Consider the following 16,423-nt stretch of genomic DNA (forward strand, 5'->3'; position numbering starts at 1 on the left):
ACTACAATAAACAAAGAATCAAAGCTAAGCTGGGATGGCTCAGCCCAGTCGCCTACCGTTTACGTCATGCCGCAGCATAAAAAACGGTAGCAGCAAATAATTGCTACTACCGTTAAGGTCTAACTTTATGGGGTCACTACATATCAGTAAAGGGGGCATTTTAGTATTTTATAGCAAGTTTTTCCTGTGGTAAAAATCAAATAATGGCGTTATAATAGCAATATGACTTTTTTTTGAAGGAGTAATGTGATGTTTGCAGTTATCGTAAATACTTTGGCAATTATTTTTGCCGTTATAATAGGTCTTATAATCAGGAAAGGTCTTCCGGAAAATATTTCTGGCAGCATTATAAAGGCTTTGGGGCTATGTACCGTTATAATAGGTGTACAGGGAGCCATAAAGGAAGATAATATACTTATCCTGATCGTTTCCATTGTCATTGGATTGACCATTGGAGAACTCCTTGATGCAGATGGCCATGTTAACAGATTTACTGATAATCTGCTGAAGAAATTTGCCCGCAAGGGCAATTCCTCAAAGCTGACTGAAGCCTTTATTACCTCGTGCCTTATAATGAATGTGGGGGCCATGGTTATAGTAGGTTCTTTGGATGCAGGACTTAGATCGGATTTTACGATGCTTTATACAAAATCCCTGTTGGATTTTGTGGCTGGTATAATGCTTACTGCAGCAATGGGAGTCGGGGTTATGGGGTCCGCGGCTTTTACATTTCTGTTTCAGGGTGGTATTGTCATACTGGCAGGGTATATAGCCCCATATTTGTCAGATGCTGTAATTGATGAAATGTCCTGTACCGGATGTCTTCTTATCCTCGCCTTGGGCCTGAATATGCTGGAGCTGACCAAATTCAAGGTTATCAATTATTTGCCGGCACTGATTGTAGCACCCTTGGTGCTTATGCTTACACAGTATTTTGGATTTTGAAGGTATATGTTGTTTCATTATCGGTGGTAAAATTTCATAAATGGCGTTATAATACAAATTGTATGATCTTTAAATAAAAAGGAGTGTTATATTATGGAATATGTGAAGCTGCGTGAACAGGATGCCAAGCATTATATTTATGAATTTAACGGTAAATATCCTGTAATTGATCCAAAAGCTTATGCCTTCAGCACTGCCGTTTTGATTGGCGAAGTAGAACTGAAGGAATATGCCAGCGTATGGCCGAATGTTACGATTCGTGGAGACATCAATAAAATTGTTGTGGGCCGTTATAGCAATGTTCAGGACAACAGCTGCCTTCATGTTGCTGATAACTATGGCTGCATAATCGGAGATTATGTCACTGTTGGCCATAGTGTAACACTTCACGCCTGTACGGTGGAGGATTATTGTCTCATTGGAATGGGAGCTACAGTTCTTGATGGCGCTGTAATTGGCCGTGGTTCAATTGTAGGTGCCGGGGCTTTGGTAACCAAGGGCACGATAATACCACCAAATTCCCTTGTTGTGGGATGTCCTGCTAAGGTCAAGAAGACCCTTGATGAAAATGGTTTTAAATCCATTCATGCACAGGCTGTGAAATACAAATCCGAATGGGCCGAAAAATACGGTCTGGGCCTTGATGTAGGTGGAGAAGTATACGACGGGTCAAAAATTGTTTAACAGGAGTTATATAGGATGTTAATTGGTCACTTGGGTGCCTTACTGTCATTTATTACCTTTTTTCTTTCAGTAATGGCATATTCATATGGCAAGGATGCCACAGTAATCGAACCATTTGAGAAGAAGTGTCTGTATACCTTGCTTATTGCTTCAGGAATCAACATTATATCCTTGGTATTAAAGGATTATTCAGTGCTTTATTATGCTGATTATATTCAGTTCCTGGCCAGTCTCTGTGTATTTGGCATGACCATCAGTTTAAGCTGGATATATTTGAGGTTAGGAAAAAGTAATAATTCCGGTAAGGGAATGTAACTCGATTGGCCATTGAGCCATTCAATAGTCTATTTTGCCGCTGTCAGTAACTACTGGCAGCGGTTTTATGTGCGCCAGGTAAAAGAGCACTCTAACTGGAAAAAGCAAAAGGATATAATTCTTTGCAGGATGCTGATTTGCTAATGGTGGAAAAGTATTGTAGAATTAATCCTATGCCGATTGATTATGAAATTTCCGTAATAGCACCGGAAAATGGACTATATATGTATCAGAGGGGAGAATAACATATGTCAGTCATGGATGAAAAAATACAGAACATTACTGATAGTATTTTTATGGATGTACTGGAAGCGCATAAGACCAGTACACTATTTGAACATATGCAGGTGGACCGTGATGTGATTATTGAAATACTTAATAATTTGGTAGCCATTACTTTTCCTGCACATTTTGCTGACCAGAAAAATCCGGGCAGTTATTATCTGCGATATGAAATGGGTGCCAGGTTGTCTGCGGTAGTGCTCGCCCTTACCCAACAGATTGCTGTCTGTCTGCAGCAGCTCCCTAAATTTAAAAATAAACCAGCAGATACAATACAGGAGCATGCTGAAGCAATAGTAGGTGTGTTTATTGATTCGTTGCCAAGGATTCGTGAATATCTAAAAAAGGATATTCAGGCCGCCTTTGATGGTGATCCTGCCGCTACCAGCTTTGATGAAATCATTTTTTCCTACCCGGGCTTTTATGCAATTATGGTGAATCGCTTTGCCCATGAGCTGTATAAGCTGGAGGTACCAATGATACCAAGAATAATGACAGAATACGCCCATGACAGAACCGGAGTTGATATTCATCCTGGTGCCCAGATTGGGGAATATTTCTTTATTGATCATGGTACTGGTGTTGTTATAGGTGAGACTACAGTTATTGGAAATCATGTGAAGCTTTATCAGGGGGTTACACTGGGTGGTCTTTCCACAAGAGCAGGTCAGGGGCTTCGCGGTCTTCGTCGTCATCCGACAATCGGGGATAATGTCACCATTTATTCCAATGCTTCAATATTAGGTGGAGAAACAATAATAGGAGATAACTGCATTATAAGCGGCAGCTGCTTCATTACTTCATCTGTTCCACCCGGAATGCGTGTAAGCAATACAAAAAGTGAATTACAGATAATACCTGATAAAGGTTAATCCGGCAAAATACTGATATAAAAAGGTCTGCGGGTGCAGATAAAAATAAGAGGTACAACAAAATGCTTCTGCGTTTTATTGTACCTCTATTAATATCTTATTATTTATTTGGTGGATTGTTACGATTATTTCCCCATGACCTGACAAAGCCAAAAGCAAAAATGAAAAAAAGCAGTAATCCCAGTCCTATTTTTGAAAAATCAATATCCACAGCAATCCTCCTTAATCCTTCAGCATATCCTTATGCTGATTTATGATTTCCGCCATGAGCATTTTACCCATAATATCAGGGTGCAGACCATCATTGGCATAGTTCGGATCCATGATGGTATGGGTTGTATCATAAAAATATGGTTCCAAATCAATATAATATGGTTTTGATTTTATGTAAGCATTGATTCTCTGCATTTTCAACAGCCAAAATGGATCGGTAGGGGTATGGAAAGCCAGCATAATATTAGGTGGATTAATAGGTGGCAGAGTCAGTAATATCGGTCTGATATCATTTTTCTCGCACTTTTCATAAATACCTTCAAGATCATGGATAACCATTTCCGCTGAAACAGAGCTGTCCCTCAGGCAATTTGAACCAGTGAGAATTATCAGGTTAACAGGCCTGATTGGCAGGACATCATTATCGAAGCGAGCCAGAGACATTTTGGATGTATCACCGCTTCGGCCAATATTGATGGCAGGAAAATCCAGATAAGTTGTATAGCTGTATTCCATACTGGAAGGGGAGAAGGATACTGCTCCACCTCCATGGGTAATGCTATCACCAAATACGGCAGCATAAGGACGGGTGAGATGAGGCTTAACCTCAAAGGTAGATGTATCAGAATACACCCCAATTGTTTCCCCGTTGGCACTAAGGGCCCTTACACGCCAATAGTACTTACCGGAATAATATCTTGGATATTCATCATAGCAGCTGAAAGAGTTGGTAACCACCTTGGCCCATGCCCTGGTTGGTGTAGGTGTGGTATTATTTTCTTCAGCCGGCGGTTCTGCCAATAATTCAACTTCGTACCTGTCAGCACCAAACATTGGAATCCAGTGATACACAGGATAAACAGGCTGAGAAAATCCAGGCATTACATCAAAGTTATTGAGGAGCGGCTTATTGGGGATTGGCTCATCTGCCTTAATAACAATAGGCTCTGCCGTGGAAAATACACCTATAGGTTCCTTGCGAAGATTTAATGCCCTTACCCGCCAGTACAACTGTGGTTGATTGGCATATGGCCGTAGGTCAAATTGCACCCCATTGGTAAATACCTGCTGCGTGGAGGTTAAATGGTTGGTCTTGGAAAGCTCGACATTATTTTCAACATCAGGCGGTCCGGACAAAAGCTCGAACTCATATAACACGCCATCAGGAACACTGTGCCATACCAGATAAGGAATGAGGCTGGCCGGATGCTCCCTTGTATATTTGAATATGGGAATAGGTCGGATAGGATTATTATAATTAGGATTTGGAACAAAAAGCTCCTTTGAGGAAAGCTGACCGAATATTCCATAGGCAGTAACCCTATAATAGGTTGGAATAGCAGTGGTGGGAACATCATATACATCAGAAAAGGTATAATCCGATTTCAGATGATGGTATTCATCACTGTCGGGCACTTTGCCGGTAGTTTTGGAATATACATCAATTTTATAGAAACAAGGATATGGATATCGTGTCCATGTCATGACCATTTTGCCATCTGTTTCAGTAAATTGAGCTTTTATATTGAAATCCTTTAGATTGAACAGGTCTGTTTTTTCAGTCAGATATATACATAATGTAGTAAAACAACTTATTAACAACAAAAAGGATATAAAAATTATCAACAGTTTTCTTAACTTCTTCATTAATATAATCACCTTTGCGGTTTTTAATGCACAAATTTAATTATACAATAAATTAGATTCAACAACAACGAAACAATTATATAATGAGGAAAAAGATGTATTCCACCTAAAGAGGAAGGAGGTACCTTTGTCCAAGTCATAAAAATATTTATCATCTATGGAAAATAAATCAAAATAGGGTTATAATGTATTAGTTATTGTATATTATTTTAGTTTGGAGAATTATAATAATGGATATTAATCAGGATTTCGTTAATGACATTCGCAAGATTCTGCCTGAAGAGCAGTTTTATATAAATGAACCGATGAGCAAGCATACTACCTTTAATATTGGAGGTCCGGCGGATTATCTTATCTTTCCGTCAAATATGGAGCAGCTTACTATTATTTTTAAGCTGTTAAACCAATATGATATTCCCTTCAATATATTGGGTAATGGATCCAATGTATTGGTGCTTGACAAGGGAATTAGAGGTGCTGTTATTAAATTTCATGCACCTATGTCATACAAGCGATGTGAAGGTAATAAGATTATTGCCGGTGCAGGTGCATACTTAAAGCATGTATCACAATTTGCTGCCGATAATGGCCTTACCGGCATGGAGTTTGCCATTGGAATTCCAGGCAGTCTCGGTGGTGCTGTGTTCATGAATGCCGGAGCCTATGATGGCGAAATGAAAAATGTGGTTACCGAAGTAAAAACCGTAACCCAGACGGGAAAGATTCTTACCTATGGGCCGGATGAGTTCAATTTTGGATACCGTCACAGCGTATTCCAGGCAAACGGACAGGCTATCTCTGAGATAACATTGGAGCTAAAGCCCGGAAACAGGGAAGAAATACAGGCAAAGATGGATGATTACACCCGCCGCCGGGAGAGCAAGCAGCCATTGGAAATGCCAAGTGCCGGAAGTACCTTTAAGCGTCCTGAGGGTTATTACGCCGGAACGCTTATTGACAGTACCGGACTCAAGGGCCTACAGGTAGGTGGAGCCCAGATTTCCAATAAGCATGCGGGCTTTGTGGTTAATTCCGGAAATGCCACCGCCCAGGATGTTCTAGACCTTATAAAAGAGGTACAGGACAGGGTATACAAGGAAAAAGGCGTTAAATTATATCCTGAGGTAAGGATTATCGGAGAACAGTAATGGGTGTTGAAATTGAGCGCAAGTTTCTTGTGGACAGAAATAAGTGGGTTCCTGCAAATAAGGGTCTTTCAATAAGGCAGGGATATATTTCCGATGATAAGGACCGTATTGTCCGCATACGGACAAGGGGAGACAGGGGGTATATTACCATAAAAGGAGCCAACGAGGGGCTTTCCCGCTTGGAAATGGAATATGAAATCCCTCATATCGATGCTGCCAATCTGCTGGATAAGCTATGTCTGAAGCCACTTATTGAAAAAAAAAGATATATTGAAGAATACCAGGGGCATATATGGGAGATAGATGTCTTTTTTGGCGACAATGAAGGCCTTATTGTGGCTGAAGTTGAGCTGTCAGCTCCAGATGAGAAGGTAGAGCTTCCTCCATGGATAATTCGGGAAGTGTCAGATGATTCCAGGTATTACAATTCCAACCTGATCAAAAATCCTTATACAAGGTGGACATACTAAATATTTCGTGCTTTACTGTACTTTATTCATTGAATAAAGTACAGTTTTTATTTTAGCCAATCAAAAATGGTATCAATTAAGATACATATTTAATAAATTGCTTTCAAATAAATGCCTTCATTTTAGATACTTATGTTCATTTCTACTGCACATTTTTACAAAAATGTACTAAACATATAAAAAAATAAGCAAAAATATGTTGACAAAAGGATTTAAAAGCGCAATAATATACACATATTTACAAGGTTGTAAATTTAACGAAATAATTATACAAAAGTGGCAATGATTGGGAATATGGATATCAGTTTTTTTACAGAGAGCCGGGTTGCTGGAAGCCGGTATTAAACAATATTCGGACATCACCCATGAGCTCCGATGTCGAGTGTTAAATACAGGAGGCATCGGCGTGTTTCAGCGTTAATGAAGGTTCTGTTCATGACAGGCCATGAGTATAATGCAGGGTGGTACCGCGATTTTCGCCCCTGTTGCCGTAAGGCAATAGGGTTTTTTTTATGGGAGATTTTTATGAAACATGTTTTATCCGTGTTGGTAAAAAATCAGCCAGGTGTATTGGTACGCGTTGCCAGTATGTTTTCCAGGCGGGAATTTAATATTGAAAGCCTGACTGTGGGTGAAACCGAGTCAAGTGAGTTTTCCCGTATTACTGTTATGGTTCGTGGCGATGAATATATCATCGATCAGGTAATCAAACAGCTCGGAAAATTGCCTGATGTTGAAGTGGTGAAACGCCTGGATGACGGATCATCCGTTTATAGGGTAATGACACTTATCAAGGTACAGGCAGACGATACCAATAGATTAGATGTGTTAAAAATGGCCGAGCTCTTCGGAGCCCGAGTTATTGATGTTCAGCCCACGACTCTGATCTTTGAGATTACCGGAAGTGAAGACAAGGTAAAGGCCTTTAACCGGGTCCTGTCCTCGTATAAGGTACTTGAGGTAATTCAGACTGGCCTTACAGGCCTGGAGCGTGGGGAGCATACTATACAAGAATATTGTGAGGAGAGAGAGTATTATGGCAAAAATCTTTTATGATCAGGATGTTAAATGGGAAGTTATCAAGGATAAGACCGTTGCCATTATTGGCTATGGTTCCCAGGGACATGCACATGCCCTGAATCTTCAGGAAAGCGGACTGAATGTTATTGTTGGTCTGTATGAAGGCTCAAAATCAAAGCCGGTAGCAGAGAGCAAGGGCCTGAAGGTTTTGCCTGTCGGCGAAGCTACAGCTGCTGCAGATATCGTAATGATTCTGATTCCTGATGAAAAGCAGGCTGATGTATATAAAAATGAAATTGCACCAAACCTTAAACCAGGTGCTGCATTGGCTTTTGCCCATGGCTTTAATATTCACTTCCAGCAGATCATTCCTCCTGCTGATGTGGATGTATTCATGGTTGCACCAAAGGGTCCGGGGCATCTCGTACGCCGTACCTTTACAGAAGGTGGCGGTGTTCCTGATGTATTTGCAGTAGAGCAGGATGCTACAGGTCATGCTTTTGATTTGGCATTGGCTTATGCCCGTGGCATTGGTGGTACTCGTGCCGGCTGTATCCAGACTACCTTTAAGGAAGAAACTGAAACTGACCTTTTCGGTGAGCAGGCAGTTCTTTGCGGTGGTGTATGCTCCCTTATCAAGAATGGTTTTGAAACTCTTGTTGCTGCAGGATATCAGCCTGAAATTGCATATTTTGAGTGCTTCCACGAGATGAAGCTCATTGTTGACCTCATGTATGAAGGCGGTATGGCAAAAATGCGTAAATCTATTTCCAATACTGCTGAATATGGTGATTATGTGTCAGGTCCAAGAGTTGTCAATGAATCAAGCCGTAAGGCAATGGAACAGGTTCTGAAGGAAATCCAGGATGGAACCTTTGCCAACAAATTCCTTACCGATAACCGTTCTGCCGGCTGGGCTAACTTCTATGCTATGCGACGCATCAATGCTGAGCATCAGATTGAGAAGGTTGGCGCCAAGCTCCGTGGCATGATGTCATGGCTTAAAGATGGCGACGATCTGTCCAAGGACTGATTTTCGGATAAAAAATTAAGATAACAATGGTAACGGCTTACTCCTGTTTTGGTGTAAGCCGTTATTATCAACAGCACATATCTATCTGATATGAAAGAAGCTATACTTAATTTGCCGGCAGGGAAGTTCTCCCTCACATGAAACATTGAGTAAGCTTCAGCTAATTTCAGGGAAAATGAGTAAAGCTAATATGAGTGAAGCTCATATTAGTCAGTGTATTAATATTTACAAAAATGGACTGAGTTCTTCAGTCCATTTTTGTAAAATATTTAGGAGGGAATATTATTATGGGAATGAACATGACCGAAAAGATTCTTGCCCGCCATGCCGGTCTTGAGTCTGTAGTACCAGGCCAGCTTATTACCTGTAAACTGGACATGGTTCTGGCCAATGATGTCACAGCGCCACCGGCAATCAAGGAATTTGCGAAGATTGGACGGCCGGTATTTGATAACAGTAAAATTGCCCTGATACCAGACCATTTTACACCAAACAAGGATATTAAGGCTGCAGGACTTGCCAAAACTGTCAGGGACTTTGCCAAAGCCAATAAAATAAAAAACTATTTTGAAGTTGGCCGGGTAGGGATTGAGCATGTTATCCTTCCGGAAAAAGGTATCGTTGCCCCAGGTATGTGTATTATAGGCGCTGATTCCCATACCTGTACCTACGGTGCAGTAAATGCTTTTTCTACAGGTGTGGGCTCCACTGATCTTGGCGTTGCCGTGGCTACCGGCGAAGCTTGGTTTAAGGTACCAAAGACGATAAAGGTAGAACTGACAGGCAAAAAACCAAAAAATATCTGTGGCAAGGATGTTATTCTCACCCTTATTGGACAAATAGGCGTTGATGGCGCACTATACCAGTCATTGGAATTTGCCGGGGATGGTGTAGGAGAGCTCACAATGACCGATCGCCTGACAATTGCCAATATGGCCATTGAAGCAGGTGGCAAAAATGGAATATTCCCTTATGATAAAATAACAGAAGAATATATCAAGGGCCGGGTAGATTATGATTATACCCCTGTAGAAGCTGATCCGGATGCTCAATATGATAAGGTTATAAAAATTGATTTGTCAAAACTGACTCCGGTTGTCGCATTCCCACATCTTCCTGAAAATACTCATCCGGTATCTGAAATTGGTGAGATAAAGATTGATCAGGTTATTATCGGCTCCTGCACAAATGGTCGTTTTGAAGACTTACAGCAGGCTGCAGAGATTTTCAAGGGACATAAGGTACATCCTGATGTCCGTTGTATTATTATTCCTGGTTCACAGCAGGTTTATATGGATGCAATTCATGCCGGCTTTGTGGATATTTTCGTGGAAGCAGGGTGTGCTGTAAGTACTCCTACCTGTGGTCCATGCTTAGGTGCACATATGGGCATCATGACAGCAGGAGAAAAGGCGGTGTCAACCACAAACCGTAATTTCCGTGGCCGTATGGGGCATGTGGATTCTGAAGTATACTTGGCAGGACCTTATGTAGCAGCTGCCAGTGCAATCCTCGGAAGGATTGCAGTTCCTGAGGAGGTTGATTGATATGGCACACGAAGGTAAAGTATGGCGCTATGGTGATAATATCGATACCGATGTAATTATACCTGCCAGGTATTTAAATTCCTTTGATCCAAAGGATTTGGCAGCACATTGCATGGAGGACAGCGATGAGCATCAGGATGCACCATTTGCTGCAAATGTCAGCGAAGGTGATATAATGGTAGCTGGAAAGAATTTTGGATGTGGTTCTTCCCGTGAGCATGCTCCGGTTGCAATCAAGGCAGCAGGTGTACCTGTTGTTATTGCAGCAGATTTTGCCCGTATATTCTATAGAAACGGAATAAATATTGGCCTGCCACTGCTGGAAATAGGCGATGATGTAAAGAAAATCCATCATGGAGATAAGCTGAAGGTTGATACCTCCACCGGTACTATTGAAAATCTTACCACCGGGGATGTATTTCACGCCCAGCCATTACCTGGTTTTGTTCAGGATATTGCCAAGGCAGGTGGATTAATAAATTATATTAAGGAGAAAAAATAACATGACCAAAAAGATTGTTGTTATTCCAGGTGATGGAATTGGAAAAGAAATAACTGATTCTGCAGTTGCTGTAATGAAAAAAACAGCGGCAAAGCATTCCCTGAATTTGGAATATGATTATAAGGATGCCGGTGGTACAGCATACGATAAATATGGTGTACCACTTCCTGATGAAACGTTAAATGCATGTAAGGCAGCTGATGGTATCCTTTTTGGTGCAGTTGGTGGAGATAAATGGGATAGTGTAGAACCAGCTTTAAGACCGGAAAAGGCAATTCTTGGACTACGCAAGGGCTTGGGGCTTTATGCCAATCTCAGGCCGGTAAAGGTTGCTGATTCACTGACAGAATATTCGCCACTAAAACAGGAGCTGGTCAAGGGTGTTGACCTGGTCATTGTACGGGAATTAGTAGGTGGAATTTATTTTGGTGAAAAATGTGAGTCAGAACAGCATAATGGTGCTGAAAGAGCATGGGACCTGGAGAATTACTCCGTACCGGAGGTACAGCGCATCGCCAAGCTGGCCTTTGAAACTGCCAGGCTTCGTCGCTGTAAGGTAACATCAGTGGATAAAGCCAATGTTCTTGCAACCTCCCGCCTATGGCGACGCACAGTAGCCGAAGTGTCAGAAGCCTATCCTGATGTGGAACTGAACAATCTTTATGTTGATAACACAGCAATGCAGCTGGCTGTAAAACCAACACAGTTTGATGTCATTCTCACCGGAAATATTTTTGGTGATATACTGAGTGATGAAGCTGCCGTTATTGGTGGTTCCATTGGCATGATGCCGTCAGCTTCAATTGGTGAGCTTACCAGTCTGTATGAGCCAATACATGGCTCAGCACCTGATATAGCCGGAAAGGGTATAGCTAATCCTGTAGGAACCATACTTTCAGCCGCTATGCTTTTCAGATATTCCTTGAAGGAAGAACAGGCTGCACTGGATATTGAAAAAGCTGTTGATGATGCCTTGGCTGCTGGCTGGCGTACAGCTGACCTATGGCATGAAGGCTTTAAAAAGGCAGATACTGAAGCCATGACTCAGGCGATACTTGACAATATCTGATATGGGGGTAGGTCAAAGTGAACGGAGCACAAATTATTGTAAAAATTTTAGAGGAACAGGGAATTGATACATTATTTGGCTATCCAGGTGGCATGATTCTGCCACTGTATGATGCTCTTTATGACGCAAAGGATATAAAGCAGATATTGGTCACTCATGAACAGAATGCTGCTCATGCTGCTGATGGATATGCCCGGGCTACCGGCAAGGTAGGTGTATGTATTGCTACCTCCGGACCGGGAGCCACAAATCTGGTTACCGGTATCGCAACAGCTTTTATGGATTCCATTCCTGTGGTTGCCATTACAGGTCAGGTAGATACCGGTCTTTTAGGGAGAGATTCCTTTCAGGAGACAGATATTCTTGATGTAACAATGCCAATTACAAAACACAATTATAAGGTAAAAAATCCGGCAAAATTGGCCGAAACCCTGCGTGATGCCTTTAAAATTGCCAAAAAAGGGCGCCCGGGTCCGGTGCTGGTGGATATTCCACGAGATATACTGCTGAATGAAGCTCCTTACCATAAGCCGGATGAGGTTTCAGCCAAGAATGCTGAACCAGATGCTGATTTCAAAATATGTGCAGCCGAAGCCGCTGAGGTAATATGTCAGGCAGAGCGCCCGGTTATCATAGTAGGTGGTGGTGTTGTATCAGCCAATGCCTCCAAGGAAGTTATTGCTTTTGCCGAGCATTTTGATTTACCAATTGTATATACCCTTATGGGAATCGGTGGTGTTCCCAGATCTCACAAAAATGTATTGGGCTTTGCCGGAATGCATGGAAAAAAGGCTGCCAATAATGCCATAGCCAATGCTGATCTGGTCATTTCTCTGGGCAGTCGATTTGCTGACCGTCAGACCGGTAATTTATCCAAGTATACAGTCGAAACAAAATTTATTCATATAGATATAGATCCGGCTGAAATCGATAAAAATATTGCCAGCAGCATAGGACTTGCCGGCAATATGAAAAAGATTCTTGCAATGCTCATGTCTCGCAGTCCATTGCACAAGCTGGATAAATGGTGGGAAACAATCAGATCATGGAAATCCGAATATGCTTACGATTATGCAGTAAACAGACTTACTCTGCCTTGGGCCCTGAATCATATAGCCCGGGCAACTGCCGGCAAGGAGTTTGCCTTTGCTACTGATGTTGGACAGCATCAGATGTGGTGTGCACTGCATCTGAGGGTTGAGGAACCAAGGACCTGGTTTACCTCCGGTGGCCTGGGTACAATGGGCTTTGGATTGCCTGCAGCGATGGGTGCTCAGGTGGCATATGTTAATAGCGGAAGCAAAAGAAGGGTAATTCATGTTGCCGGTGATGGTGGAATAAAAATGACCGGAAATGAATATTATACAATAGCCCGACTTAACCTGCCGATTATTTCAATCATTGTAAACAACCGCAGTCTTGGAATGATTAGACAGCTGCAGAATGTTTATTACAATGAACGATATATCGCCTGTGAACTGGACTATGATATGGATTATGCCGGATATGCCAAGAGCTTTGGCATAAATACCTTCAATGTTTCCACATCGGATGAATTTGCTGATGCCTTTGCCAAGGCAGTTGCTGAGGAAGATAAGCCACATGTAATTGTGGTAAATCTCCACAGAAGCTTTGTTGAACCGATGATAAAGGGTGGAGCAAAAATCAATGAATTTGTAGATTTTAAATAAAAGCTTAAATTCAAATTTTGCTTTTTCCTTTTATCATTCAATAAATGATGTAATTTTAAAGCATAAATCAAGGGGAATATAGGGCATGACATTTAAAATCCCTAATTCTGTATTTTTACTTCCGATAAGTATAAAGAATGAAACGCTCAGGGGGTTATCGCAGATTTGTCGGGGATTTAAAAAAGATTAGAGTTGCTTTGACGAAATTTTGACGAACAAAGAATAAGGCAGCCTCATTCAGGAGGCTGCCTTTTCTTTACTACATTGTCCAGCATATTGGCAATAGTCATATCCTCGTTACGGTAAACATGGGAATAAACATTAAGTGTGGTGGCCGGCGAGGAATGTCCCAGGCGTTTGGCTACAGCTGCAACATTGGCACCCTGATTAAGAAGTAGTGAAGCATGGGAATGAAATTGTATATATTGATACGGAAATGGCTATGGAAAAGGAAAGCGGCCGAAAGGATTTGGAGGCAGTGGCCAAGGCTGCAAATATTTCTTCGGAGGAACACTGGAGACTGCTATTGAAGAAAAGGGAACACTGGCAGTTCCATTGGAATGCTTTGCCCAGGCTGAGAGCTCCCCAGAGCTTCTGGAAAGTGCATCATATAAAACAGAGGCACAAAGTATCGCCCGAATGAAAAAAGAAGCAACAGAGACAATACAGCGGTTAAAGGAAGCTGATCAGAAACATCTTGACCAGCTGAAAAATATGGTTGATGTTGTGGCTGAAGAATACTTCCCGGCTGATGAAAACGATAAACAGGGCAAGGCCCGGCAGGATATGTGCAAGGCTATTATTATGACCTTTGCGGAAAACCCGGCTATGGGCTGGAATGAAATGATGAAAATGGTCCAAAGTGAACGGATGGAGCTTTTACAGCCTGCTTTGGATTTTATAAATGAGACTTCCGGTAATGGTACGGTAGTAATCCCTACTGAGGACGGGAAGGGTTTTCGTGCGACCAATAATTTCCAGTGGTATTCCAAATGGTCCAAAGAACATAATTATCGTGCCATGACCAAGGCCGACAAGGAAGAGCTGGCCGAAGAAATGGTAAGAGGTAATGCCCAGATTGGAGACTTCCGGGGACCGGTCGAAGCATTTGCCGAGAGCGGCCGCAAGCTGGATGAAATCAACGGAAAAATAAAAGCCCTTGATGAAATCAAAGACAAGATGAAAGAACTAAACGGTGTGGAAATGAGATTAACCGAAGGGCTGACCAAAGAAGGCTTTTCGGTTTATCGTGCTAAATATGAACAATTGAAAAATGCACCTGGGTTTGCTTCCCGTGGTGCCCGTATGGATGCCATTATCTATGCCCGCCGTGCTGACATTTACGCCAAGCTTATGCGGGAAAAAGGAAACGCTAATTATACTGCCAAGGATTATATGGAAAGAAATATTATCCAGTTTGGTGGCCAAACCGTGGGTGGATTTAACCAGGGTATGTATCAATCAAAAATAGATAATATTGAAAAAGCGTATGATGAGGCATTACAGATTAACAAGGACAAGCAGTCTAAAAACAACAAGCCATATTATCATTTACAAGGCAGTAAAGGTAATTATTTTGATATTCCTGCAACGGAGATAGTCCATGATATTAACGACCATGGGTTAACTAAAGAACAGGCGATAGCAATAATAAATGGAAGTGAGGATTTTATCTATACATATCAAGACATGAAATCCAGAGGGTACCATGGAGGAATAGCTGTTTTATGTAAGATAAATACTTCATTAGGTCATGCAGGCATAATGTATGAATTTATGCCAAATGGCAGAGTATTTGTTGGTACAATGTTTTTTGATACTGATGCGGAAATTGATAATTGGGCAAAAAAAGGCGGCTCCAGTGTAATGATTTCCGAAAACTCAGAAACATTGTCCCACTGGCAACCGCCTTTATCTATCTCTACAATACAGGATAAGTTGGGGATTGTCAAGTTTAACCAGCTCGGAGCGGCTGCAAAAAATCAGATGGCAGAAATCCGTAAACAATACGAAGGCACTGACCAGTGGATGAAGGCCCCTAATGGTAAGGATACTAACCTTTCTGAAGAACAGTGGCTGGCTGTGAGAACACCAGCATTTAAGGAATGGTTCGGTGACTGGGAGATGTATTCAAAGGCAATTCCCGCATTTGATGATGACACTGTGGAGGTGGCAAAACAAACAATAGAAAAATACAGAAAAACTATTTTTGTATCTGCAAATAGTATGGTTGATGCCCAAATAAGTAAAGCTGGTAGATCAAAATTGATAAGTGGTGAAGCTGTAAGAAAGTCTATGGAAAATGGTTTCACTTTGCAAGATCACCTGCTTGCCGTAAATAACATCAAACAGCTTTTTGAAAACTCAATTTTAAGTTATACCGGCGAAGATAAAAATAAGGAAATTAAAGCTAAAGAAAACTTTAGCGCACCTATATTGTTAAAGAGCGGCGAATTAGCTTTAGCTACTTTTACTGTAAAAGTAGTAAACAATACAAAAACTGGAAGAAGTATTTATAGTATAGAAGTCATGGAATTAAAAAAATCGGAGGGTAACTTGCCGAGCCAGGTTAAAAAAACTGATTCGGCCACCTCCGATTTGGTTGATTTAAATATATCACAAATTGCTGATAAAATCAACATGAGTTCCAAGGTGGTTGATGAGAATGGGGAGCCGTTAGTTGTATACCATGGCAGTGATAATAATTTTGATGTATTTGATGCCTCAAAAAACCGTTCTTCTATGGATATACAGGGTAGTTTCTTCTCTCCTTGGAGCGAAGACGCAATGGGATATGGTAATAATGTTAGGGCCTTCTTCCTGAATATTAAAAATCCTGCAAAAAGTGCCAAAGGTTACAAAGCTCTTAATACCTATAAAGGGCAAAAGGAAGCCGGTATAAAGGCAAGAGACTTGCTAGCAAAACAAGGCTTTGATGGGGTGAATAATGATAATGAGGAATATATCGTTTTTGAGTCCAACCAA

At 41.4% G+C, this 16,423-nt stretch carries 15 protein-coding genes, 1 pseudogene and 1 other annotated feature; of the genes and pseudogenes, 14 read left to right on the forward strand and 2 right to left on the reverse strand.

The window, feature by feature from the left end:
• Positions 1-249 precede the first annotated feature (249 nt).
• From K6C05_RS03675 to K6C05_RS03690, 4 genes are all read left to right on the forward strand, one after another.
• Positions 250-945: a DUF554 domain-containing protein gene (locus tag K6C05_RS03675; protein ID WP_296731367.1), complete on the forward strand. Its 696-nt coding sequence runs from the start codon at positions 250-252 to the stop codon at positions 943-945.
• A 93-nt stretch (positions 946-1,038) separates the two neighbouring features.
• A complete protein-coding gene (locus K6C05_RS03680) occupies positions 1,039-1,629 on the forward strand; it encodes a gamma carbonic anhydrase family protein (RefSeq protein ID WP_296731371.1) in 591 nt (196 codons plus the stop codon).
• 15 nt (positions 1,630-1,644) lie between these two features.
• Entirely contained in the window at positions 1,645-1,944 is a 300-nt protein-coding gene (locus K6C05_RS03685) for a hypothetical protein (protein WP_296731375.1), read from the forward strand.
• A gap of 248 nt (positions 1,945-2,192) precedes the next feature.
• Positions 2,193-3,098, forward strand: a complete 906-nt coding sequence (locus K6C05_RS03690) for a serine acetyltransferase (RefSeq protein ID WP_296731377.1) — start codon at positions 2,193-2,195, stop codon at positions 3,096-3,098.
• Positions 3,099-3,320: 222 nt separating this feature from the next.
• On the opposite strand, the gene K6C05_RS03695 is transcribed toward K6C05_RS03690, so the two are convergent.
• Complete coding sequence (locus tag K6C05_RS03695) at positions 3,321-4,958, reverse strand: GDSL-type esterase/lipase family protein (protein ID WP_296731379.1); 1,638 nt, start codon at positions 4,956-4,958, stop codon at positions 3,321-3,323.
• 230 nt (positions 4,959-5,188) lie between these two features.
• Here K6C05_RS03695 and murB point away from each other — a divergent pair, with 230 nt between their 5' ends.
• The 8 genes from murB to ilvB all read left to right on the forward strand — a co-directional run bounded on the left by murB (position 5,189) and on the right by ilvB (position 13,438).
• Positions 5,189-6,106 carry a UDP-N-acetylmuramate dehydrogenase gene (murB, locus tag K6C05_RS03700; RefSeq protein WP_296731382.1) on the forward strand — a complete coding sequence of 306 codons (918 nt, stop codon included), beginning with the start codon at positions 5,189-5,191 and terminating at the stop codon, positions 6,104-6,106.
• Positions 6,106-6,576 (forward strand): CYTH domain-containing protein, encoded by a 471-nt coding sequence (locus tag K6C05_RS03705; RefSeq protein ID WP_296731384.1) that lies wholly within the window; start codon positions 6,106-6,108, stop codon positions 6,574-6,576. Before murB ends, K6C05_RS03705 begins: the two co-directional genes overlap by 1 nt.
• Positions 6,577-6,849: 273 nt before the next feature.
• Positions 6,850-7,063 (forward strand) — a binding site (T-box leader).
• Between the two features lie 38 nt (positions 7,064-7,101).
• Positions 7,102-7,632, forward strand: a complete 531-nt coding sequence (ilvN, locus tag K6C05_RS03710; RefSeq protein ID WP_296731387.1) for an acetolactate synthase small subunit — start codon at positions 7,102-7,104, stop codon at positions 7,630-7,632.
• A complete protein-coding gene (gene ilvC, locus K6C05_RS03715; protein WP_296731389.1) occupies positions 7,613-8,629 on the forward strand; it encodes a ketol-acid reductoisomerase in 1,017 nt (338 codons plus the stop codon). Before ilvN ends, ilvC begins: the two co-directional genes overlap by 20 nt.
• 287 nt (positions 8,630-8,916) lie before the next feature.
• Positions 8,917-10,176, forward strand: coding sequence for a 3-isopropylmalate dehydratase large subunit (gene leuC, locus K6C05_RS03720; RefSeq protein WP_296731392.1), 1,260 nt, complete (start codon positions 8,917-8,919; stop codon positions 10,174-10,176).
• A 1-nt stretch (position 10,177) separates the two neighbouring features.
• Positions 10,178-10,678, forward strand: coding sequence for a 3-isopropylmalate dehydratase small subunit (locus K6C05_RS03725; protein WP_296731394.1), 501 nt, complete (start codon positions 10,178-10,180; stop codon positions 10,676-10,678).
• Between the two features lies 1 nt (position 10,679).
• The gene (gene leuB, locus K6C05_RS03730) at positions 10,680-11,747 is read left to right on the forward strand and encodes a 3-isopropylmalate dehydrogenase (RefSeq protein WP_296731398.1); all 1,068 of its coding nucleotides are present in this window, start codon (positions 10,680-10,682) and stop codon (positions 11,745-11,747) included.
• 17 nt (positions 11,748-11,764) lie between these two features.
• On the forward strand, positions 11,765-13,438 hold the full coding sequence (ilvB, locus tag K6C05_RS03735) for a biosynthetic-type acetolactate synthase large subunit (protein WP_296731400.1): 1,674 nt from the start codon (positions 11,765-11,767) through the stop codon (positions 13,436-13,438).
• Between the two features lie 233 nt (positions 13,439-13,671).
• On the opposite strand, the gene K6C05_RS11005 is transcribed toward ilvB, so the two are convergent.
• Positions 13,672-13,860: a tyrosine-type recombinase/integrase gene (locus K6C05_RS11005; protein WP_363317157.1), complete on the reverse strand. Its 189-nt coding sequence runs from the start codon at positions 13,858-13,860 to the stop codon at positions 13,672-13,674.
• Here K6C05_RS11005 and K6C05_RS03740 point away from each other — a divergent pair.
• A complete protein-coding gene (locus K6C05_RS03740; protein WP_296731403.1) occupies positions 13,836-14,081 on the forward strand; it encodes a hypothetical protein in 246 nt (81 codons plus the stop codon). The two genes, K6C05_RS11005 and K6C05_RS03740, sit on opposite strands and share 25 nt — an antisense overlap.
• Before the next feature lie 185 nt (positions 14,082-14,266).
• A pseudogene (locus tag K6C05_RS03745) lies at positions 14,267-16,423 on the forward strand (hypothetical protein); the annotation flags it as partial.

This window comes from Anaerovibrio sp., from assembly GCF_024697385.1.
Lineage (GTDB): Bacteria > Bacillota > Negativicutes > Selenomonadales > Selenomonadaceae > Anaerovibrio.